Below are 22,881 nucleotides of genomic sequence, written 5' to 3'. Positions count from 1 at the left end.
CGTTAAGCATTCAGCGTTCGGCATTTCCGCATCTAATTCGTAATTTCCCACTATGCTGCGTTCCACGTTCACTGCCCTCATCTGCTGTTGTGCCCTTTCCTTATTTGGCCAGATAAGCATTAGCGATAACCACCGTTACCTGCTGCGCGATGGTAAACCTTTTTTCTGGCTGGGCGATACTGCCTGGGAGCTATTTCACCGCCTGAACCGGGAACAGGCCGACCAATACCTGCAACACCGCGCCAGCCAGGGCTTTACGGTGATACAGGCTGTTATACTTGCAGAATTTGACGGACTGCATACACCTAATGCTTACGGCAATCTGCCGCTGCAGAAAGATGATCCCACCAAACCGGATGAAGCCTATTTTAAACATGTGGACTACATCATTGACAAAGCCGCATCCAATGGCCTGGTAATAGGACTGCTGCCCACCTGGGGTGATAAGGTGTGGAAATCATCCTGGGGAAAGGGGCCGGAGATCTTTACCCCGCAAAATGCCAGGGCTTACGGAAAATGGTTAGGAAAACGGTACCGCACCCGAAAAAACATTGTCTGGATACTGGGCGGCGATCGTATACCACAAAATGACCTTCAACTCAGCATCTGGCGGCAAATGGCAGCCGGTATCCAGGAAGGGTTGGGCAAAAAGAATAAGGCGGTCATCACCTTTCATACCCAACCCAATGCATTAGGCTCTGCAGAATGGTTCCATAAAGATGCCTGGCTAAGCTTTAACATGTTCCAGAACGGCCACTGCCGCAATACACCTGTTTATGAAAAGATACAGGCTGCCTACAACCTGGTGCCTGTAAAACCTGTGCTAGACGGAGAGCCCATTTATGAAGACCACCCGGTATGCTTTAATGCAAAAGAGCTGGGTACTTCCAGCGCATATGATGTAAGGAGCTACGCCTACCTGGACCTTTTTGCCGGCGCCTTTGGGCATACCTACGGCTGCCATGATATCTGGCAGTTCTATTCTACCAGCTATGAAGCGGTAAACAACCCGCATGTATTATGGCAGCAGGCTATGGACCTGCCCGGAGCCAGCCAAATGCAGTTTGTGCGTAAGCTCATGGAAGCTAACCCCATGTTAGAGCGGGTACCGGATCAATCACTGATCCTGGAAAATAACCTCACGCCGGCTGAACGTGTACAGGCTACACGCGGTAAGGACTACCTGTACGTATATACGGTATCCGGACAGCCTTTTACAGTGGTGCTGGGAAAAATAAGCGGCGCCCAGCTGCAGGCTGGCTGGTACAATCCCCGTAATGGTGAGCTTAAACGTATTGGCCAGGTAGAAAACCAGGGACAGCAAAAGTTTACACCGCCCGGCGCCGGGTACGGACAGGATTGGGTCCTGATATTGCAGGATGCAGCCCGGGAATTAAAGCTCTGAGCTTCTATAAACGAATAGAAAATTAATAAGAATTGTCAGGCGCAACAGGATCAAATGATGGCGGCACCTCTGCGAGGACGGGTTTGCAGGATCAGATCTTAGTGCTGTGCGGGATAATACTACCGGTAAGCATTCTGCTTTAAAATTTGAAAGGCAGCGCTGTTACTCACCCATTGATCACAAACTGTGACATGGGCGGATAGTAAAGCATCCTTTTCCAGTCAATTGCGAAGATCTTTTCCAGCACATCTTTCAGATCTGCCAGGGAGGAAGGTTTCTTGGCATACAGGTTTGTGCCCTCACGGTAACAGAATTCAATGGTTTGCAGATCGCTCAGGGAAGAATATACGATAATAGGAAGCGAATCAAACTTCTTATTGGAACGGATCTCCCTGATACACTGATGCCCATCCTTACAGGGCATTAACAGGTCCAGGAATAACAGGTCCGGATGTTTTTCACCCAATAACCTCATCAGGATATCGCCATTTTCCGCTCTTGTTAATACCACCTTAACTGTTGTCAGGTCATTAATTGCCAAAGAAAAAATCAAGTAATCGTCGTCGTCATCCTCAGCCATTAAAACATGTGTCAGCTCTTGATTAACATTCGTCGTCATAATAATCTTTATCTTTTTGGAAGAAAAAAATCCCCTCTTTTTAACTGCAAATAAAGGAATTCTCAAATAACAATTAAAATAGATTTAGGTGCATTCGTTCCCGGCAGCACAGTACTTTTACATTGTTGTATCCTCTTAAATGGATGCCGTTCAAAAATCATACTAAAAACACCGCATTAAACATAATATTTATATTTTATTTGTTCGTAAAACCCATCCTGACAGGCCTCTCTTATAACGGCCATCGTGCTAAAGATAAGCCATCAACCAGATATGTATCCTCCTCTGGCTGCAATTTTCAGGCCCATTAAGCCGGGTTATTATATCATATATTCATAGGTGATATTGCGGAACTGCACTCAGCACTGCGTAATAAAATGCTCAATGTGATGCCCGGAGGAGCCTCAGGAAGATATGGAAGGCGCGGGATTTATAGCCGAAAATCCCTAATTTTATTACATGGAATTTAAACACTTCCTCCCATCCCCTGCTTTAAGGCCGTATATCCGGCATTACTATATCTTTGAATCCAATGCCAACATTGCATTCGACGATACGGTATTTCCCAGCGGTGATATGGAAGTGATCTTTAACCTGGGAGAAGGCGCCTGGGAGGCCGAAGTAGAAAATGAATTTTATAAAAACCCACCCATAGAGCTGTGGGGCCAGATCACCAAACCACTGGCCATCCGCTCAAAAGGCAGGCATACCATGCTGGGTATCCGCTTCCTGACCCACTCCGCCGCTTATTTTTTTGAGGATGAAATGGGCGTGTTCAACAACCGGGTTACTGACCTCAGCGACATTATAGGCAAACCCGCAAAGATCCTGCACGCACGGCTGCTGGAAGAAACCGCACAGGAAAAAAGGATCGCGCTGGTAGAGGATTTCTTAATAAAGAGATTATCCCGCAAGGAAAAAAGATCCTTCAGCATTGATAAAGTAGCGCACATTTTAACCAGCATAAAAAATAACGCAGCTGAAACCAACATCAGCAACATTGCCACCAAACATGGCATTACACCCCGTTACCTGCAAAAAATAATTTACCAGCATACCGGCCTGTCTCCAAAATCATTTAATAAAATATACCGGTTCCAGCACAGTCTTAAGCTGATCTCCAGAAATGATCAGCCCTTCACTTCTATTGCGTATGAATGTGGCTACTTTGACCAATCTCATTTTATAAGGGATTTTAAATCATTTACCGGCATTACCCCCTCTGCCTACCTGGAAAATAACTCCCCCATTGCCCAGGCTTTCGTACAATAAGTACGCTGTTCCGATTTGTACAATTTCAAAGCGCAGGACTACCCTAGTTTTGTTGAAAAATATCAGCAAAGCATAAAACTTAATTGTATGAGCGCATTTGAAACATTTTCACAGCTGCATCAAAATGCAACACCACTCCTGCTGGGCAATATCTGGAATGTGCATAGTGCCCGGGTATTTGAAGCCAGCGGGTATCAAGCCATCGGCACTTCCAGCATGGCGCTGGCGCAATCTTTCGGTTATGAAGATGGGGAGCAGCTCCCCTTTGATATACTGCTGCAGCTGGCTAAACGGGTAACGGAAACGGTACGCATACCATTCTCTGTTGACATAGAAGGCGGTTATAACCGCAGTGCAGCAGGCATTATTGATCATATACAACAGCTGCACGATGCCGGTGTGGTGGGCATTAACCTGGAAGATACCGTTGCCGGCAGCAGCCGTGTACTGCAGGAAGTAAGCGCCTTTCAAAAAACATTATCTGCAGTAGCAGACCACATCAGCCGCAATAATCTGCACATTTTCCTGAACATCCGTACAGATGGTTTTTTGCTGGGTATGCTCACTGCATTAAGCGAAACGCTTACCCGCATCAAACATTATGAAAGCGCCGGGGCCGACGGCATTTTTGTGCCCTGCATTACGCGCCCGGACGATATCCGGGAAGTGGTAAAAGCCACTACCCTGCCCATTAACGTGATGTGCATGCCGCAGCTGCCGGATTTTGAAGCGCTGGCATCGCTGGGTGTAAAAAGGATCAGCATGGGCAGCTTTTTGTTTGATAAAGTATACGGGCATGCAGGCACGCTTGCAAAAACCATAACCACAGAAGAAAATTTCTCCGCCTTATTCTAAACACCTAAATCAATAAAAAATGAACTTACCTAAAAGAGCAGAAGATACGCACGCCGCACTGGCAGCCGCTTTTAATACCGGCGATGTACATACCGTAATGAGCATGTACGATGTAAGCGGCTTTATTGTGCCCGAACCCGGCAAACCGGTATCCGGCGCAGAGAGATTTGAAGAAGCCATCAAAGGCATCTTATCCATTAAAGGCAAAATGGAAATTAAAACCGTGTATTGTTTGCAAACCGGCGACATAGCAGTAGGCCGGTCTGAATGGAGCATTACGGATGGTGATGAAGTAAAGATCAGCGCCAAAGGTATTGAAGTAATGATACAGCAGAACGATGGCACCTGGAAGATCCTGATAGATCATGCGTTTGGAGCAGAAGCCAGCCTGGTGGCTTAAAAGAGCTGAGCCCCCCAAAAGGTTGACACGTATAAATGACCGGGTATACCGGTCATTTATAATTTTATGATCTTGGTAAATTCCCCTTAATTATTTCCCGGTGCGTGCCGTGGATAAATTATATTAGCAGCTCATTATGGAAACATCAACGGACCCGGTAATTAATAAGACCATCACCATTCAGGCGCTTCCGGCAAAGGTTTGGGAAGCCATTACCCAGCCGGCATTAATACGGCAATGGATGTCTGAAACCCCTATTGAAATTATTACCAGCTGGGAAGTAGGGCAATCCATTACCATCCAGGGCGACTGGTACCACAGCCGTTTTGAAAATAAAGGAGTAGTGCTGCAATTTGAACCCGAGCGCGTATTGGAGTATAGCCATTTAAGCTCCCTGTCAAGATTAGCTGACCAGGTTGAAAACTATTCCGTGATCAAATTTGCCCTAAGCCCCCTGGAAGATGGGACGGAGCTAACCCTTACGCTCAGTAATTTTCCCACAGAAGTTATCTACAAACACCTGGCTTTTTACTGGAATGTGACCATCGTTCTGCTGAAAAAATTCATTGAGCAATAACGGTGTAGCTACTTCTTTTTCCGCTTTCCTTCTTTCTTTGCTTTTTCATGCTCGTCTATCAGCAGCTGCCAGTTCTCATTGGGTATGTCTTCAGAGAAGCTAATAGTCTGGCGGTAATCGTTCTTATCTATTTTCATTACCTGGATCTCTTTGCCCAGAAAAGATTGTATAGTATCCAGTATAGGTTTTTCTTCCGGGCTGCAAAAGGTAACGGCCTGGCCTTTTTGCACGCCGCGGCCGGTTCTGCCTACACGGTGCACATAGTTCTCCGGTTCGTCCGGCAGGTCGTAGTTCACTACATATTCTACGTTGGGAATATCAATACCACGGGCATTCACATCGGTAGTGATCAGTATTTTAATATCGCCCTGTTTAAATTCCTTCATTACGGTAAGGCGGTCGTCCTGCTCTTTGCCGCCATGCATGGTCAGGGTTTTAATGCCTACCCGCTCCATGGCAGCCGCCACACGTTCTGCCCGCACTTTGGTGCGTACAAATACAAGGATCTTATTTTCCGGGAATTCTTTTACCAGCCGTTCCAGGAAAAAGCGTTTATCATCCATTTCCACAAAGGCCACTGAATGACTTACGTTCTTGGATACCGGATCATCCGGCGAGATCTGGATACGGATGGGGTTGCGGACAATGGAATAAGCCAGGTCCTTGATCTCTTCATCAATGGTAGCAGAAAAGAACAAGGTCTGGTGGTTGCGGGGCAGGTGTTTGATCACATCGCGTATATCGCGGATGAAACCCAGGTCCAGCATATGATCCGCTTCATCCAGGATCAGGGTTTGCACATGGCTAAGATCCAGGTGGCCCTGGCTAATGAGATCAAACATACGGCCCGGCGTGGCAATTAAAATATCTACTCCTTTATCCAGCTTTTTGATCTGCGCCTCCTGCTCCACACCGCCAAAAAGGCCCATAATATCCACACGGGTATATTTACCCAGCTGCTTAAATACATCGGAGATCTGGATAGCCAGCTCACGGGTAGGCACCATTACCAGGCACTTTACTTCACCCCTGGTGCGGGAGCGGCTTTGCTGGTGCAGCAGCTGAATTACCGGGATGGCAAAAGCGGCGGTTTTACCGGTGCCGGTTTGTGCAATGGCCAGCACATCATCTCCCTTAAGAATAGATGGAATAGCCTTGTACTGTATATCTGTAGGGCGTTTGAAGCCCTGCTCTTCCAGGCTTCTTTTAATTTCTTCCGCAATGCGGTATTGTTCAAACTTCATGAGGGCACAAAGATAACTTATTTTCAGGGGGTTAACCTGAGCGCTGCGCAACAACGGGAAAATGCGCTTGCGCAAAAAGTAGTAGAAAAAAAGAGCTTGCCCGGATGCGCCAACAACAATTCTTCTTAATATAAGACCTGTAAAATGTTGGTTTATAATAAATTAAGAAATTATAAACCGGATCTTGATCCGATACACATTAACAATTTAATAGCATGTACATGTCAGCGGCCGTAATTATCCGGATAGTACCTTTATTGCAGATTAAGAATAACGACTATCCAATTATCCTATGAATATTTGCTTGTAAACTAATAACTATAAGTTTTTGGGGTTAACAAATAACATGAATATTGCCACTCTTTCCAGGGTGGCTTTTCTGCTTTTTATAGTTACGGTTTAATGCGCTTTTGTATCTGCAAGATCCAGGCTGATAACATTCATTTGTGGCTGCAGCCTTAATACCGCTCCGTTACCCGGTTTTGAGAAGGTACCTTTCACAGCAGGCAGCTTATAATTCATTCCATCAAAGCTGCAGGTTATTTGTGCAGGAACAATTTGCTGAAAAGGCAGCTTAGCGTCCGGGGCTGTGTTCAGGTCCAGGTACCAGTTACAGGGCTGCTTACTCAGCAGTTTTATAGTAAAGGTTTTCTCATCCAGGTCCATCACCAGCGAGCCGCTTACCGTGGTTAACGGCCATGAGATGTGCACTGCGCCCGTGCCCCTGTTGGTGAATACCGGATCTTTACCCCTTAACAGCACTTCCTTGCCATCAATCAACGCTTTCAGACGCAGGCCTGCAATCTGATCTGCCTTGCTCCATAGGTACCCATCCACCACCGGAAGGGTAAAAAACGTACACTCGTTAGTGGTAGCTACCTGGGTGGTGTATACATCGGGCAGCTCTTCATTAAACAAATGAATGTCGCGGATACGCAGGCCTTCCTTTTCCCAGAGCATATTGATCCTGTAAAACCGGCTGTTAAACCAAAGCGTTTTCAGGTTACTGCCTTCCAGGTCTTTAGTAACGGAGAAAGAAGTAGGCGGTGTTACCTTATAGTTCTTTTTAAACCAAAGGCCTGATTGTTCCAGGGTTTCCACACGCAGCTTACCGGCTTTCCACAGCTGCGCAATAAGCGGCATCTGGATCTCAAATCCTTTTGACATGCCATCCCAGGTAAAGGAATTTTCCTGCCCCGCTTGTGTATAGTTAAAACCTAATGCCGTATCTTCTGTAAAGGTCTTAAAGAACCAGCTCACCCAGGAGGCGCTGCCACCGCCAAATTCATACACCGGCTCCAGGGTAATAACGCCCTGCCGGTTTGAACCTATACCCTGATCATACTGCCGGATAGGATCGCTGCCCAGCATTCTGAAAATGGGAACCGGTATCTGGTGCTGCGCATTTTGCGCCGGCATATAAGAGTTGATCTTACTGGGATAATAGGCCTGGTTCCAGTCCCCGCCCCTTAAAGTATAACCATCTGTTCCATACTGGTCTTTACAATTAGCGGATGCTACGATGTGATACTTCTCATACATATAATTCAGGCTATGCGCATCTATAAACCAGGAGGCTGCTGACCGGGGATAATAACCAAAGATCTTTTTAAAATCAGCCATATAAACATCAATCAGCTTTTCCCGCTCTTCAGGCGTGTAGCCGGTTGAAAAACCAATATTGGCGTGCCAGTCCCAGGGATAACGGCCCCGCCATTTAAGACCGGCCTTTTCTACCAGCGGCTGGGGGATCTCCCACCAGGCGCCCACCTCAAATGATCCTTTGGGCAGCGCCGCTAACAGCTGCTGGTAGCGGGGATCCATTAATGCATCATATTGCAGTAAGAAAGTTCCCGGCAGCTTGTATTTCTTCATAATCTCCACCTGTTTTACAACCGTTTGGTATAACACATCTTCTGTGATCTTGGGATCTCTGGGTTCCAGTAAACGGATAAAGTTCACAATGTTCACAATCTTAGGACTGCCCTTGGTTTCCGCTGTTCTTTTGACTGATTGAAAAGCATAGGCAACTGAAGACAGCAGGCATAAAAATGTTAAACCTGCTATCATAAAAACCGATGATCTTATTCCTTTATTCATTTTTGATGATACGTATTTGTGTGCAATTATACCTTAATTATTACCAACCCGGGTTTTGTTCCAGCGTTTTTCCATTAGCGGAATAAAAAGCAATTTCCCGTGTGGGTAGTGGCTGCAGGTAATCCTTATTAGGATCAAATTTTCTGCTGGTTTCAGCTATCAGGAAACCATTTGCATCTACCTTGTTCTGGTAGCTTGGGTCACTGTAAGGCGCCCTGGTAGCCCATTCCGTGCCGGTTATTTTAATACCTTTCACATCCTGCGGCAATTCGGTTTCTGCTGTTTTCCAGCGCCGGATGTCATCGTACCGGAATCCTTCCAGCGTTAGCTCCACCGTTCTTTCCCGCCGGATCTCCGTGCGCATATTAAGACCATTAGCCGTAACAAAGGCATTGCTGAGGTGTGGCATATTTACCCGGTCCCGGAGCTTATTAATGGAAAGGGCCAGATCATTATCACTGATGGAACCATTCTTCTCATATACCGCTTCCGCATAGATCAGCAGCACTTCTGCATAACGGATCAGGTGCCGGTCATAATCAAACAGGCTGGCATCGCCCAGCTGGCCGGAGTTGTTAGCTACCGGGTCCTCAGACATGTATTTGTACAGGATATAACCGGTGTTAAAGTTACGCTGCGGCTTATCCGGCCAGTTAGCTATTTTGGTAACGGGGAAGAATACACGGTTGGTAAGCGTACCTGGTATGATCATGGTCATGGTCATACGCGGGTCCCGGTCCTGGAATTCGGAGCCGAAAGTATTATACCCATGAAAAACAGTACCGGCAGCTGTAATGGGTAATCCATTTTTATCCAGGTACAGGTCTGCCATTTTCCGTGTTGGGTTATAACCTGTTCCGTCATACTGGTAAGGCATATCATGGCCCAGGATGTTCCTTGCATACCTGCGGTCCAGTATGGTTTCGTGTGAATCATCGCCCGCTTCCAGGAACAGGTAACGGTAACTTTGCGCAGCACTGCCGGTATACAGCGTATAGGCGCCGCTGTTAATAACCGCCTGCGAGGCCGTAACAGCAGCATCCAGGTATTTGGATGCACCTGCCTCTCCCCTGAACTTTTCCCAGGTTCCTTCAAACAGGGCTACCCGTGCGGCTAATGCCAGGGCTGCGCCTTTGGTGATCCTTCCCATGTCGGCAGATGTGATGTCAGGCTGGGCGGGCAGGTCATGCTGCGCTTCATCCAGGTCCTTCAAAATAAGGTCTGCTGTTTCTCCCCGGCCTGACCGTGGTGTAAATAAAGCAGGATCATCAGCCGATAAAACTTTTGTGATCAGGGGCACACCGCCATAAATACGCAACAGCTTCCAGTAATACCAGGCCCGGAAAAATTTAGCTTCCGCCACATAACGCTTAATATCTGCATCCTCGATGGCAGCGCCCTTTTCCATGATGTTATTGGCGGATCGGATATAACCATAACTGTCGTTCCACTGACCGGATGTTTCTGCCGGCTGCAAGTTGCCGTTACTAACGGAGTTGGGGAAATTAAAAGCTATATCAGATTCCGTATCCTCAAACCCGAACCGGTCCAGCCCATTATAAAGATTATTTGCGGCCAGCTTAAAATCACTCGCTGTTTTCCAGAAGGTGGAATCGGTAATGCTGTCCTGTGATACCAGGTTCAGATCCCGCTTGCAGCTGCTGCCCATTACAGTGAATAACACCAGGCCCAGCATAATATACCTATATGTAAGTTTCATGATCTCTTCTTTTAAAATTTAGCATTTATGCCCAGTGAGTAAACTTTATTGAACGGGTAGGTGCCCTCATTACGATAGCCATCTTCCGGGTCAAAGTTGCCGCCCAGTGTTCCTTTTGATATGGTGAACAGGTCCTGCCCGCTAAAAAAGATCCTGGCTGATTTCATTTTAATGCGCATGGCCACAGCAGTGGGCAGGTTATACCCTACAGTGATCACTTTAAAACGCAGGTAAGCTACATTTTGCAGGGTTAATGCGGAGGCGCGGTAATCATAACTCCTGATATCATCATACCCAACGCTGCCGGGAAGATACCGGGGATATTTAGCATCCGGCCGTTCCGGGCTCCAGGTCTTATCCGCATAGTAAGCTAAAGAGGGCCAGAAGAAGGTATTGGGCGTGCTGATGGCGCCTTCATAGATCACATTCCTTTTGCCAACGCCTTGCAAGAATACCTGCAGATCAAACTGTTTATATCCCATCGTGATGTTGGATGAAAAAGTATAGCGGGGTATCAGGTTGCCCAGGTAAACCATATCGCCCGGCAGGCCTTTGGATTTATCGCCGAAAGCAGTCAGCTTTCCATCTCCGTCCACATCTTTATACATCACATCTCCCAATGAGATCCTGGACGGTACGCCCTGCAGCTGTTTATATTCATCCAGCTGTTTCTGGGTTTTAATGATGCCGTCATATACATATCCAAAATAAGAGTAGATGGGATAACCCTGCCTGGTATAGTTCAAACCTTCCTGGAAATTATCGCTGTTCTTCAGCTCCACCAGCTTGTTCCTGCTATCGCTTAGCTGCAGTGAAACGCTGTACCGGAAATCATTGATCTGATCTTTCCAGGTTGCTGACACCTCAAAACCTTTGGTCACTACCTTGCCCTGGTTGGTGCTGGGAGGTGTAGCGCCATAAGTAGCCGGTACTGCTATGTTCACCAGCATGTCATTATTGATCTTATTATAATAATCAAAGGAGAAACTAAGCCGGGAATTGAACACCGCGATGTCCATACCGATGTTCTTATTTTCGATGGTTTCCCAGGTCCTGTTGGCCGATGCGGGATTTGCGTTGGCCCCTGTGAGCCCGGCAGCGGGTGATCCTAAAGGATAGTTACCACTTACAGCTACCAATGGAATATAATCGTACAAACCTAAATTGGTTATTTCCTGGTTGCCCATTTTTCCATAGGATACTCTTAGCTTTAACAGGTCAAAGGCGCGCAGGGATCTGATAAACTTTTCTTCTGATAAATTATATGCCAGCGCCGCCGACGGGAATACTGCGCTCCAGCGTTTTTCCGGCGCAAATTTGGAGCTGCCGTCTGCACGCGCCGTTACATCCAGTATCAGCTTGTCTTTATAGGAATAACTTAACCTACCGAAATAAGAGGCCAGGGCCTGGTTATCCAGGTTGCCGGTGAAATTTGCATAAGCTGCTTTCGTACGGTCGGCCAGGTTAAGGGTAAATATATTATTGCCAACGAAATTGTAACCGGTGGTTGACTGTCCTTCCCGCCGGGTTTGTTCCAGTGATGCACCGCCAGTAATATTGATCTTATGATCCTGCCCAAACTGCCGGTTGTAATCCAGGTAAACCTGGTATAATTTATTCAGCAGCTTCTGGTTTGCATAATAAGCTGAATTTGGTGTGTTGCGGATATCCTGTACCCCGCCTACATAATTATAACGGGTAAAGGTGCGGGTATTCCCATTTTCGTTCGTGTAATCAAATCTTACGGCAGTTTGCCCGGTTAATTTCAAGCCGGGTACAATGCTGTAATCAATTTTCAGGTTGGTAGCAAACCTTGAAAAATTATTCTGCTGCCGTCCGCCCTCTTCCAGCGACTGGGCGGGGTTTTCATAACCCTGGTATCCATAGAACTGGCCTACGCTGTTATACACCGGCTGGTACGGGAACTGGCGGGGCACATTGCTAAGCGCATTATCGATCATGGTGGGTGTTACCGTGGCCTGGTTCTCAAAAATGCTACGGGTTTCCACACTTATTTTTTTACTGATCCGGAAGTCATAGTTAAGCCGGAGGTTGTACCGCTCAGACTTGTTCTCCCCGAACTTCAATGAACCTTCATCGCGGTTATAACCTACGGAGAGCAGGTAATTATTATTATCGGCGCCGCCTGAAACAGATAAGTTATGCAGCTGCTGTGTGGAGTTGCCGTAAATAATCTTATTCCAGTTTGTATACCCATAAAAGCCCGGATAGCTGGTAATACCATAATTCCATCCGCCGTCCAGCTCCGGTGGCGCGTTTGCCTTTATCTTATCAAATACTTCCTGTGAAAAACCATTGATGCCGGCATTGCGCAATCCTTCATCCATAAATTCTGCAAACTGTAAGGTGTTCTGGATCTTTCTCAGGTAGGTGGGTGTTTTTAAACCAATGTTGCCGCTGTACGTAACTTCCGGCGGACCCTTTTTCCCTCTTTTAGTGGTTACCAGTATTACGCCGTCGGCAGCGCGTGCACCGTAAATGGAGGCGGCTGCATCTTTCAGCACAGATACCTCTGCAATATCATTGGTATTGATGGTATTGATATCGCCCGGTATACCGTCTACCAGCACCAGTGGCAGGTTTCCGCTTATGGAGGAGTAACCGCGGATCTGTAGTCCGTAACTTTGTTTGCCGGGCTGCCCGCTGCCTTTGGTAATAGTTAATCCCGGTATGGTGCCCTGCAGGGCATCAAAGCTGTTGTTCAATGGCCGGTTCTCAAACACATCTGATTTAACGGTAGAGATAGCGCCCGTAACCGCACCTTTGGCACGCGTACCATAACCTACCACCACTATTTCATCCAGCTTGGTATCTATCCGTACCATGTTAACCTGCATATTGGTTTGCTCATTCACTGTTATGCGCTGGGTCAGGAAGCCAATGAATGAAAACACGAGAATGGAATTGGGGCCTGGCGCCTCCACTGAAAATTCTCCATTCCCGTTTGTGCTGGTGCCAATGGTGGTGCCTTCCACGCCAACGGTTACACCGGGCAAAGGATCACCATTGCTGCTGTCCCTGACCACGCCGGATATTCTCAGCGACTGTATATCATTTCCAGATCTTACAGGAATGCTGCTGTTCTTTTCCAGGATTAGTATGGTCTTGTTACGGATAACGTATTTAAAAGGCTGGTTTTCAAAACAAAGATCCAGCACTTTAACAAGATCCATATTCCTGGCCTGTACCGTAATGGGCCTGGCATTTTTCAGCGTAATGTTATTATACAGAAAATCATAGTCCGTTTGTTTTCTTATCTGGGCAATGACTTCTGTTAAGGTTGCTTTTTGTGCAACTACCGTGATCTTCTGCGCATAACTTGCTGCCTGTACCTGCAGGAACATGATGGTTAAGAAGATGAAGGTTAGCTTGGTTCTCAGGAAAAACGTGGAATGTACATAGGGATCCCTCCTGAGAAGTAATTCAATAACGTTCTTATACATTTGTTGATCAGATTTAATTTGGATCGATTAGTTTGCTTATTTTAATATGACCTGTTTTTGCATACAGTTACACGCCAGGGCGCATCAAAGGCGCCTGGTTGCTTGTGATAAAAGTTCGGGATTACTTTAGCTTATTGATCGGCCGATCGTTCCTGCTTTCTGCTGTTAATTAACGGATGAATTTCCTGATCCTGGTTGCACTTAATTTGTTACAATAACTTTGTTGGCCTGCATTTTGAAATGAACAGGTCCCACCTGTTCCAGGTTGTGTAAGATCTCCGACAGGTTGGCTGAACGGGAAAATGTTCCGCCAAACCGGTCCTGCCTGTTGTAATTGCTGTATTCGATATCTACATCGTACCACCGGCTCATAATTTTCATAACGCTGCTGATATCCTGGTTGTCGAACAGGAAGTACCCGTTCTTCCAGGAAATAGCATCTTCAGCATTCACTGTTTTGATGTGGATGGGCGCCTGGTTCTTAAAGATGCTGGCCTGCTGGCCCGGAACCAGTAAGCTGGATTGTCCGGATGTGAGGTTGCGGACCTTAATACTTCCGGAAAGCAGCGTGGTGCTGATGCCGGCATCATCTGCATATCCATTCACATTAAAGCGGGTACCCAATACCATTACTTCCTGGTTGCCCGTGGATACTTTAAAAGGTTTGTTCACATCAGGAGCTACTTCAAAATAAACCTCCCCGTTTACAACCACCTTTCTTTCATTATTTGCAAATGTTACCGGGTAGGTGATGGAAGATGCAGCGTTCATCCAAACCTGTGTACCATCTGAAAGGGTAATATGATACTGCCCTCCCCTGGGAGTGGCCAGGGTGTTGTAGATCATGTTAGCGGATGCATTGCCTGTACCGGCGCCATACACCAGCTGCCCATTGGCCGTCTTATTAACGGTTACAGATCCCTGGTCTGCCAGCTTACCATTTTTTACATCCGTGAGCACAATTTGCTGACCGTTTGCTAAGGTTAGCAAAGCCTTGTTACCGCCCGGTTTAAAATCATGAACAGGGCTTGCTGCCACCTGCTCTTGTTTAGATTGCTGTGTGGGCTGATGTAGTAAATAATAAGCGGATGCAGCGAATAATAACAACAGGGATGCTGCTGCAGCTATACGCGGCCATGACCGGGTTTTGATAACCCTTGCCGGCGGTTTAACTAACTGCCAAACATCTGCCTTTATAGCCTGTAATTCCTCCAGGGATATATCCTGGTTCTCAGGCTGCCATTGCAGGTACCAGGCTTCCAGCAAAGCCAGCTCCTCCGGGCTGATAGTGCCGGTCCTGTATTTTTCCAGTAAATGCTGTACGTCCGGGTTTTGCATGTAAACTCCTGTGTCTTATAATACATAGACAAGGAAGCCGGGGGTAAGGGGGGTAATGAATTTAAAATTATTTGTAAAAAATAAAGAAGAGGTATAACAGGATGCCCAGCCGCATGCGCAGTACTTTAAGCGCGTTCTTTACGTGGCTTCTTACAGATTGCTCGCTCAGGTTTAATTTTTCTGCAATTTCCTTATAGCTTAGGTTGGATTTGCGGCTCAGCTCAAACACCTCCCGCATTTTTGGTGGTAATGCCCGGATCTCCCTTTCTATGATGGCTGCCAGCTGCCGCTCCCGCACCCGGTGGTCTGTAAGCGCTTCCGTGCCGCTGATCCAGCCCGGTAAGGCCGCCCGGTACTTTTCTTCCACCTGTTTATGTGCAATGGTATTGAGCACCCGGTTCCGTACCCAGGTATACAGGTAGTTGGAAAAATTGGTCTTTGGCTCCAGCGTGCCGCGTTTAGACCATAGGTGTGAAAAGAGTTCCTGGACCAGGTCCTTCGCTTCATCCTTGTCCCTTAACCGGTTGTAAGCGTGTAAATAAAGCAGCTCAAAGTAACGTTCATATATTTCAGCAAACGCGTTCTGATCGCCGGTTCTCAGCAACTCCACCAATTCCAAATCGCTCAATGAATTGTATCGGAGCATTTCTCACATGAAATTTATATATTCAACAGCGGAATTATCGGTAAATATACTAATTGATAATTTAGTTGTACTTTTTGACACTTCCATCCTATGCTATCCTACTTTTAAAAAAAATTTCAGATCATTACATCTATCTGTTTACAACACCCGCAAATAAGATGTTTATAAAAAAATTCTGTATAGTATTCACCTGCCTTGCAGGTTTATTGCTGCCGGTGATCAGCCACGGCAGCCCACGTAAGGACTCAAATATGATCCGGATCAGCAGTCCCAAAATTACAATGACCATTGACTGCGATAACAAGGCAAGCATTACCTCGCTTATTATTAACGGCCAGGAGGTTGTTAGCAGCAAAGACGGGATCTATACTGCCGCAAAAGCAGCAGGTGCACGCTACTCCTCCATGCAGCTGAAAGAAAAGCCGGTAGTTAAACAAACCCCGAACAGTACTATCATCAATGGTATTAACTATGGTAATGAAAATATTACGATCCATGAAAGCTGGATCTTCACCAGGGTTGGTGAGGCTATTCAGTGGGAAATAAAAAGAACGCTGCCCAAGGCGGTAAAGGTGGAGGAAGCCGGTATGCCGGTCCTGAACTTTAATAGTATGGATACCTGGGAAGGCGCCTATCAGGGTTATGGCGGCTTAGCCTGGTTCTATCTTTTTAATGAAAAGGAATCCACTTATGGCGTACATACAAAGTCATCTAATTTCTGGAACAGTAAAAGCGGGAATGGATTAACGGTAACGGTGGATGCCCCGGGTAAGCAGGTAGCCATGAAATACAGCCGTACAAACGATAACAGGCTGGCGTATACCGTTACTGTTTCCAATAATGCAATGGTCCCTGTATCGGACAGCGGAACTAACAGGCGCTTATTTGTAAGGAACAGAACAGATGTGTGGGCGCCCTTCACCATGCCTGCCGGTGCCAGCACCCAGCGTATAACATTCCGCTATTTTGATTTTAATGAAAAATACGGCCGTGGGAAATTTGCCGGTATAAACGGAACAGCAGTAAGCGCTGTACTGAATACCATTGCCAGGATAGGCGTGATAGATTCCCTGCACTTTGGCGGCAACAGCTGGCATACCCCCTACGGGCCTATTTGCCTGCATGAACAATATATAGCGCAGATGGGCCTTGGCATTAATGATCCCGATTATTTAAACGGCTATCAAAGCTGCCTTGATTATTACCGGGACCATGCTATAAAACCTGACGGGCGGGTATATTCCCGCTGGGCTTATACCAACGAAGATGCCGTGCCGGGCGCATTTAACAAGGAAGGCTTTTATGAAGCGCAATGGGGTATCCTGATGGATTCAAACCCCGACTTTGTTACAAATGTGGCAGAGCTATACGATATGACAGGGAATAAAAGCTGGGTTAAAAGCCACCAGCGCAGCTGTGAAAAAGCATTGGACTGGATCCTGAAAAGAGATGTTAACAATAACGGGCTGGTGGAAATGATGACCGGGTCCCAGGAACAAAAACGTTCCAGCGACTGGATAGATATTATCTGGGCATCGTATGAAAATGCTTTTGTCAATGCCAAACTTTACCTGGCTTTAACCAAATGGGCCGCTATTGAGGGCCAGCTGGGTAATCCGGCAAAAGAGCAGCAGTATAAAGCTTTTGCAGCTAAGCTGAAAAACAGTTTTAATAAACCAATAAGCAATGGCGGTTTTTGGGATAATGACCATCAATGTTATATACACTGGCTGGATAAAGCGCAGCAGCCGCATGGGCGCAACATGGTAACCCCTGTTAACTTTATGGCCATTGCTTACGGGATCTGTGATGATACCAGCAGAGCCAGATTAATCCTGGATAATATTGAGCAGCAAATGGTGAAGGAGCAGCTTTTCTTCTGGCCTTTGGCAATGACATCCTATGCTGCCGGAGAAGGCCGGGAATCCCAGTATCCCTTTCCTGAATATGAGAACGGGGACCTGTTCTTATCCTGGGGCTCAGTTGCCATTAAAGCCTATGCAGCATATGATCCTGAAATTGCACTGAAGTATGTAAAAAATGTGCTGGAGCAATACAACAAAGACGGGCTTGCGTTTCAGCGTTACGGCCGCATTAAGCAGGATGGCCGGGGAGATGATATATTATCCGGCAATAGTCTTTCCATAGTAGGGTTGTACCAGGCTATTTATGGCATTAATCCGCTGTATAACCGTTTGCTGCTGGATCCGCATATTACACCCGCGCTGGCAGGCACAGAGCTTACGTATAACTACCAGCACCAGCGCCTGCTTATAAACCTTGACAGTAATAGTTATGCTGTATCCAATAAGGTGTTTAAAATAACCAGCCCTAAACGCTTTGGCTTTAACGCCACAAAAAACAATGTTTTTTATTTTGATGGGGATAACAGCAGCGCCGCGTTACAGGTTACCACCAATAACCCCTTAACCATTGATATAAAAAACTGGAGCGCTGACAACATGCGCTGGACACAAACCATTACAGCGCCCGCCCTTAGCCCGCTCACTTATAATATTCATGGGCTAAAACCCGGCGCTGACCACACTTTCAGTGTGGATGGAAAAGCGGTAAAAAAAGTGCGCAGTGATGGGAAGGGGAATTGCAGTATAACCTATACACCTGCTGCGCATTCAACCGTTATTACCATAAACAGGTAAACACAATTTTATTTATAAATACTAAAAATAAATGTTCGTGGGACAACTAAATGTTGCAACACCATTTGTTAACGGAACCGTTAACATTTGATAATACTAGAACATTCATTTTTAACTACTTATGGTTGATCAGACATTCATTTCTGTGAATATTTGATCACACATACATGTTAGCATAAATGTTCAATCCGACTATATCTTTGATTCAACGAAACAGTGAATATTTTTCAACTATCCTATGAAGAATTCTTTAAAGACATTTTTACTTTGGGGTTAACAAACAATTGGATACCAGAGCCGCTCTTTTTAGGGCGGCTCTCCTTTTTTATCGTTTACCTAAACTTATGAAAATGCCACACCACGTTAAGTTATTATTTGCTGTAATAGACAGGACCGGAGAAATGGAAATAGAATACCTGCAGGAGACAGCATCCACAAAAGAAATTGCCATCAGCAAAATTGAACATTACATTACAGCCACCTGGGGCACTTCGGGAGAGAATGGCCATTATGGTTTCCGGGTATTGAGCAGCCAGGAGAGCAACTAAATCCCCCCTGCGTAGCTTTCACGACAACAGCATCATAACAACGATTTTATATAAAACACAATGGGCATGGAGGCAAATGCTAACGGAATAATAACCGCAAAGATCCAGATGCCTGTGAACTGTACAATGGGCGTATATTTTTTATGTACCCAGCCTGCGGTTCTGAATGCGCTTTGAAAGCCGTGGTATAAATGATAGGAAACCGCTACCATCGCCACCAGGTACAACGTTACATACCATAAAAGGCTGAAGCTGTGCGCTACTATAACATACAGGTCTTTTACCCTCACGATCTCAATATTATTTTCTGTAGTAACCGCATATTCAAAATGAGGGGAAAGCGGTTTGTAAACTGTTGACGTTAATTCGCCGGTTAAAAGGTTCTTGTGGTATTCCCGGTAAGTTCCTTCTGTGAATTTATACCGGCCCCAGAAGTTGCTCATATGTACAATAAGGAATAGAAATATAATGCTGCCCAGCAGTCCCATATTCAGGGAAGCCCATTTAACAGGCGCTTTTGAAGCCACCGCATATTTAACCGGCCGGGCCCTCCGGTTCTGTATAGTAAGTATCAGTGCGTACAACGCATGCACCAGGATGGAGATATACAAAATGTAACTGATTATTTCCACTGGCGGAAAGTGCGTCATGAAATGTGCATAGATGTTAAAGTTGTAACCCTCATCGCCTGCAAATAAGGTAAGGTTCCCTCCCAGGTGTACGATCAGGAATAGACACATGAACAGGCCCGTCATGGACATGATCAGCTTTTTACCAAGGGATGAGTTAAAGAATTGCTTAAAGTTGCTCATGAATAGTTCTTTTAAAGTTGTGGATAAGCGCGCCCCTTTTCCGTTAAGGGGCGGGGATCAATCCCGGTTCTCCCGGTTCCCGGACCGGAAGATCATTCTTAATGCCTGGTCACGGGTGGTATAAGCCACTGCCCAGTTGTACAATGTTTTTATCCGGTTGTTATAATTAACCAGGGAAACAAGGTGAATAAAAAGCCAGCTCAGTAAACCCAGCAAACCGCCTAAATGCACTTTGTGTTTAAAAAGGTCGGCTACGGCAAACTGCCGGCCAATAATGGCCATATCACCGCGGTCAAAATATTTGAACGGTTTCAGCGGACGCCCCTTTGCCATACGCAATAAATTTTTAGCCAGCGACTTACCCTGCTGAATAGCCGGCTGGGCAAGCTGCGGGTGGCCATCAGGATAAGCGCTGTCTGTAAATTGTATGCTGATATCGCCAATGGCATACACATTTTCATAACCCTGCACCCGGTTAAAAGCGTCGGTGACCATTCTTCCGCCTTTGCCTACACTTTGCGCTGAAATGCCATCAAAGGTATTGGCAATTACCCCGGCTGCCCATATCAGGCTTTTGGCTTCAATCACTTCTCCGTCCGACAAATGAACCTGGTCATTTTCATAATTTTTAACCCGGGTGTTCAGTTTTACATGCACCCCTAATTTTTCCAGCTCTTTATGAGCTGCTTTATGCGTTTTATCGCTCATAGGCGCCAGCAGGTAGGGTGCACCATCCACCACATAGATCTCAGTCGGCGTATTTTTAAGCTCAGGATAATCGTGTTCCAGGATGTATTTTCTCATTTCAGCCAGCATACCTGCTACTTCCACGCCCGTTGGGCCTCCGCCTGCGATCACGATGGTTAGCAGCCGTTTCTTTTCTATGGGATCCTGCTCAATAACGGCCTTTTCCAGGGTTTTGATCAGCTCATTACGCATATAAAGCGCATCATCAATACCTTTCAGTGAAAAGGTACTGTGACGAAGACCATCGTTCCCAAAGAAATTCGTTTTGGAACCGGCAGCAAACACCAGCACATCATAATGCAGCTCACCGCCATCATTTAAATACACTTTGCTGGCAGCAGTATCTACCCGTACCAGCTCTGCCATCCTGAAAGAAATGTCCTTTTTCTTGAAAAGTTTCCTGAACGGGTAGCTGATGCTGGAAGGCTCCAGGAAGCTGGTAGCCACCTGGTATAAAAGCGGCGTGAAGTAATTGTAGTTGTTCTTGTCAACAACGGTTACAGCATAATATTTGTTATGGAACAGGTTTTTGACAAAATTCAGCCCTGAAAAACCACCCCCGATCACCACTACCTGTTTCCTTTCTGTATTATTAGTCTTTTCCATAGTATTAATATTTTATGGGCCAACGGCTCAATGTTTTGTAACACACTAATAACAACTGAAGTTTCATTATTGGACAAAAACCTGTAATTTTTTTGCTGTTGTGCCGGTTACAGAATGATATTGTTCTTTGGCTGCAGGTAGGGGGGCGTGTCGCGCTCACCGATCATTTCCCGGAGGTCTATTTCAATAGCCCGGCACATTTGCGAGATCGGAACGTCATTAGCGCTGCCTTCAAACGGGTTTTCCGTACTTTCCCCTACCTGCGCCAGGGAAGTGTACATCCAGGAGATAATAACACTGAAAGGAACTACCAGCCATACCATGCTGCCTTTCATGATCCCATCAATGCTGCCATTCAGCTTATCAAATTCCTGTAACATGCCAAAAGGCAGCAACAAGCAAAAAAGCCGGACGAAAAGGGTATTAATAACGGAATATTGCCTGGGATAGGGAGCATCTTTGATGGACTCACACTGTCCCTGTTGTACGTAGAAATTATTGAGCCCCCTTTGCATCTCAATAAACTGGGCCAGGGCAATCTCCTGGTTATCGTAAAGCTCCTTGATACATTTACTTTGCATACCCATGATCTGGGTTGCCTTATTCTTTGTGCTAAGAATGTAATTGAGCTCATTGTCAGACATATATTTTTCCAGCGCTGTTTCAAAAGTAGTTTCCCTTTCAGGTATCGTGTAATAACGCTGGTATTCTGCATTGTGGCTTTTATCCCTTACTTCCCAGATCCTGTCTTCCCGCATCTGGTAACGCAGAGCGGTAAGCCAGGCAAAATGGCGGTAGATGAGTATTTTTGTTTTTTCAGGATCATGCAGGTAATCCCTGCTCATAATGGCCCATGCCCTGCTGCTGTTTAAGATGTTTGTCCATACCTGCTGGGCATCCCGGGTACGGTAATAGGTTTGGGTATTTTTGAAACCCACAATAAAGGCAGTTGCTGTTCCCAAAAGCGCCACTACCGTCCAGGGTACGGCTAGCCATTTTATACCCATAACGTGATACAGGATCACCGGAATAATACCCAAAACGAGTAGCGTATATACGTTTCTCCTGGTCCAGATAAGGAATTCTGATAGTTTATATGATTTGCCTACATGCATGATCTTAGATAATTAAGTTTATTTTTTTCTGTTTAAACTGCCATGCGGATCTCTACCGTTCCTCCCAATTCCAGCACCGGCGCTCTTTGGGCAATGGCCACGGCATGGTCATAATCATTTGCTTTTATGATGATGATGCCGCGTATGGATTCTTTTACTTCCGCATAGGAACCATTGGCTACTGTGAGGTTTTGCCTTAATACCCTGCCTTCAGGGTCCCAGCGTTGTATTGGCATGGCTAGTTTACCTTCTGCTGCAAGACTGATGTACCAGTCGCGCCAATGTTTGAGGTGCTTGTTCATTTGTTCGGTTGTGGGCTGCAGCTCCTTTGTTCTATAATCTCTGCGGAATACCAGTAAGAACTCTTTCATTGTTTTCAATTTTAATGGTTAAAGGGTAATACTTTTAATCCTGCTCTTGTGGTTCATCTTCCAGGGTTACAAAATCATCCAGGAATTCACCGCCCTGGTTGGAATCTTTTTCATGCAAAGGTTCCAGGGCTGTTTGTACAAGCTCCGGCGATGGTTTTGTTTCTTTGCCAGGGAACATGTTGCGGAATAGAAAAGAGAGTGTTTTCATGTGTTATGATTTTGATGTTAAAGATGATCATTGAGAATGTGTCTATGAATTTGCAATGCGTATGCCATGCACATAATAACCTGGTTATTAAACAATTACATTGAAGCGAATGAAAATATTTTCACGATATTTCGTGAGTTGACGAATACGTTCACTGTATTTAGGGGATTTCAG

General features: G+C 45.9%; 19 protein-coding genes. 7 read left to right on the top strand and 12 right to left on the bottom strand.

Annotated elements, in window-relative coordinates:
- Window positions 1-52: 52 nt before the first annotated feature.
- Window positions 53-1,405 (top strand): glycoside hydrolase family 140 protein, encoded by a 1,353-nt coding sequence (locus KVT36_RS18390; protein WP_217604924.1) that lies wholly within the window; start codon window positions 53-55, stop codon window positions 1,403-1,405.
- 166 nt (window positions 1,406-1,571) lie between these two features.
- On the opposite strand, the gene KVT36_RS18385 is transcribed toward KVT36_RS18390, so the two are convergent.
- Window positions 1,572-1,985, bottom strand: a complete 414-nt coding sequence (locus KVT36_RS18385; protein WP_217604923.1) for a response regulator — start codon at window positions 1,983-1,985, stop codon at window positions 1,572-1,574.
- 498 nt (window positions 1,986-2,483) lie between these two features.
- Between KVT36_RS18385 and KVT36_RS18380 the strand changes: the two genes are divergently transcribed.
- The 4 genes from KVT36_RS18380 to KVT36_RS18365 all read left to right on the top strand — a co-directional run bounded on the left by KVT36_RS18380 (window position 2,484) and on the right by KVT36_RS18365 (window position 5,128).
- Window positions 2,484-3,296: an AraC family transcriptional regulator gene (locus KVT36_RS18380; protein ID WP_217604922.1), complete on the top strand. Its 813-nt coding sequence runs from the start codon at window positions 2,484-2,486 to the stop codon at window positions 3,294-3,296.
- A gap of 87 nt (window positions 3,297-3,383) precedes the next feature.
- Entirely contained in the window at window positions 3,384-4,151 is a 768-nt protein-coding gene (locus KVT36_RS18375; RefSeq protein ID WP_217604921.1) for an isocitrate lyase/phosphoenolpyruvate mutase family protein, read from the top strand.
- A gap of 19 nt (window positions 4,152-4,170) precedes the next feature.
- Entirely contained in the window at window positions 4,171-4,551 is a 381-nt protein-coding gene (locus KVT36_RS18370; RefSeq protein WP_217604920.1) for a DUF4440 domain-containing protein, read from the top strand.
- A 136-nt stretch (window positions 4,552-4,687) separates the two neighbouring features.
- Window positions 4,688-5,128 (top strand): SRPBCC domain-containing protein, encoded by a 441-nt coding sequence (locus KVT36_RS18365; RefSeq protein ID WP_217604919.1) that lies wholly within the window; start codon window positions 4,688-4,690, stop codon window positions 5,126-5,128.
- An 8-nt stretch (window positions 5,129-5,136) separates the two neighbouring features.
- On the opposite strand, the gene KVT36_RS18360 is transcribed toward KVT36_RS18365, so the two are convergent.
- From KVT36_RS18360 to KVT36_RS18335, 6 genes are all read right to left on the bottom strand, one after another.
- Window positions 5,137-6,372 carry a DEAD/DEAH box helicase gene (locus tag KVT36_RS18360; protein WP_217604918.1) on the bottom strand — a complete coding sequence of 412 codons (1,236 nt, stop codon included), beginning with the start codon at window positions 6,370-6,372 and terminating at the stop codon, window positions 5,137-5,139.
- 399 nt (window positions 6,373-6,771) lie between these two features.
- Window positions 6,772-8,472, bottom strand: coding sequence for a hypothetical protein (locus KVT36_RS18355; RefSeq protein WP_217604917.1), 1,701 nt, complete (start codon window positions 8,470-8,472; stop codon window positions 6,772-6,774).
- 40 nt (window positions 8,473-8,512) lie between these two features.
- Entirely contained in the window at window positions 8,513-10,192 is a 1,680-nt protein-coding gene (locus tag KVT36_RS18350) for a RagB/SusD family nutrient uptake outer membrane protein (protein ID WP_217604916.1), read from the bottom strand.
- 11 nt (window positions 10,193-10,203) lie between these two features.
- Complete coding sequence (locus KVT36_RS18345) at window positions 10,204-13,656, bottom strand: TonB-dependent receptor (RefSeq protein ID WP_217604915.1); 3,453 nt, start codon at window positions 13,654-13,656, stop codon at window positions 10,204-10,206.
- A 201-nt stretch (window positions 13,657-13,857) separates the two neighbouring features.
- Window positions 13,858-14,994 (bottom strand): FecR family protein, encoded by a 1,137-nt coding sequence (locus tag KVT36_RS18340; RefSeq protein ID WP_217604914.1) that lies wholly within the window; start codon window positions 14,992-14,994, stop codon window positions 13,858-13,860.
- A 67-nt stretch (window positions 14,995-15,061) separates the two neighbouring features.
- Window positions 15,062-15,640: an RNA polymerase sigma factor gene (locus KVT36_RS18335; RefSeq protein WP_217604913.1), complete on the bottom strand. Its 579-nt coding sequence runs from the start codon at window positions 15,638-15,640 to the stop codon at window positions 15,062-15,064.
- A 158-nt stretch (window positions 15,641-15,798) separates the two neighbouring features.
- On the opposite strand from KVT36_RS18335, the gene KVT36_RS18330 reads away from it, so the two are divergent.
- Window positions 15,799-18,300: a GH116 family glycosyl hydrolase gene (locus KVT36_RS18330; protein ID WP_217604912.1), complete on the top strand. Its 2,502-nt coding sequence runs from the start codon at window positions 15,799-15,801 to the stop codon at window positions 18,298-18,300.
- 350 nt (window positions 18,301-18,650) lie between these two features.
- Window positions 18,651-18,848: a hypothetical protein gene (locus KVT36_RS18325; RefSeq protein WP_217604911.1), complete on the top strand. Its 198-nt coding sequence runs from the start codon at window positions 18,651-18,653 to the stop codon at window positions 18,846-18,848.
- A gap of 32 nt (window positions 18,849-18,880) precedes the next feature.
- Here KVT36_RS18325 and KVT36_RS18320 read toward each other — a convergent pair whose 3' ends face one another.
- The 5 genes from KVT36_RS18320 to KVT36_RS18300 all read right to left on the bottom strand — a co-directional run bounded on the left by KVT36_RS18320 (window position 18,881) and on the right by KVT36_RS18300 (window position 22,707).
- Entirely contained in the window at window positions 18,881-19,660 is a 780-nt protein-coding gene (locus tag KVT36_RS18320) for a succinate dehydrogenase cytochrome b subunit (RefSeq protein ID WP_217604910.1), read from the bottom strand.
- Window positions 19,661-19,717: 57 nt separating this feature from the next.
- The gene (locus KVT36_RS18315) at window positions 19,718-21,013 is read right to left on the bottom strand and encodes an NAD(P)/FAD-dependent oxidoreductase (RefSeq protein ID WP_217604909.1); all 1,296 of its coding nucleotides are present in this window, start codon (window positions 21,011-21,013) and stop codon (window positions 19,718-19,720) included.
- A 107-nt stretch (window positions 21,014-21,120) separates the two neighbouring features.
- Window positions 21,121-22,128, bottom strand: a complete 1,008-nt coding sequence (locus KVT36_RS18310) for a bestrophin family protein (protein ID WP_256449971.1) — start codon at window positions 22,126-22,128, stop codon at window positions 21,121-21,123.
- Between the two features lie 32 nt (window positions 22,129-22,160).
- Window positions 22,161-22,499, bottom strand: a complete 339-nt coding sequence (locus tag KVT36_RS18305) for a YciI family protein (RefSeq protein WP_217604907.1) — start codon at window positions 22,497-22,499, stop codon at window positions 22,161-22,163.
- 34 nt (window positions 22,500-22,533) lie between these two features.
- A complete protein-coding gene (locus tag KVT36_RS18300) occupies window positions 22,534-22,707 on the bottom strand; it encodes a hypothetical protein (RefSeq protein ID WP_217604906.1) in 174 nt (57 codons plus the stop codon).
- Window positions 22,708-22,881: the final 174 nt, after the last annotated feature.

Source organism: Chitinophaga sp. GbtcB8 (assembly GCF_019091455.1).
GTDB lineage: Bacteria > Bacteroidota > Bacteroidia > Chitinophagales > Chitinophagaceae > Chitinophaga.
Note: the sequence above shows the minus strand (reverse complement) of the source record. Positions and strands in the feature narration are given on the sequence as shown.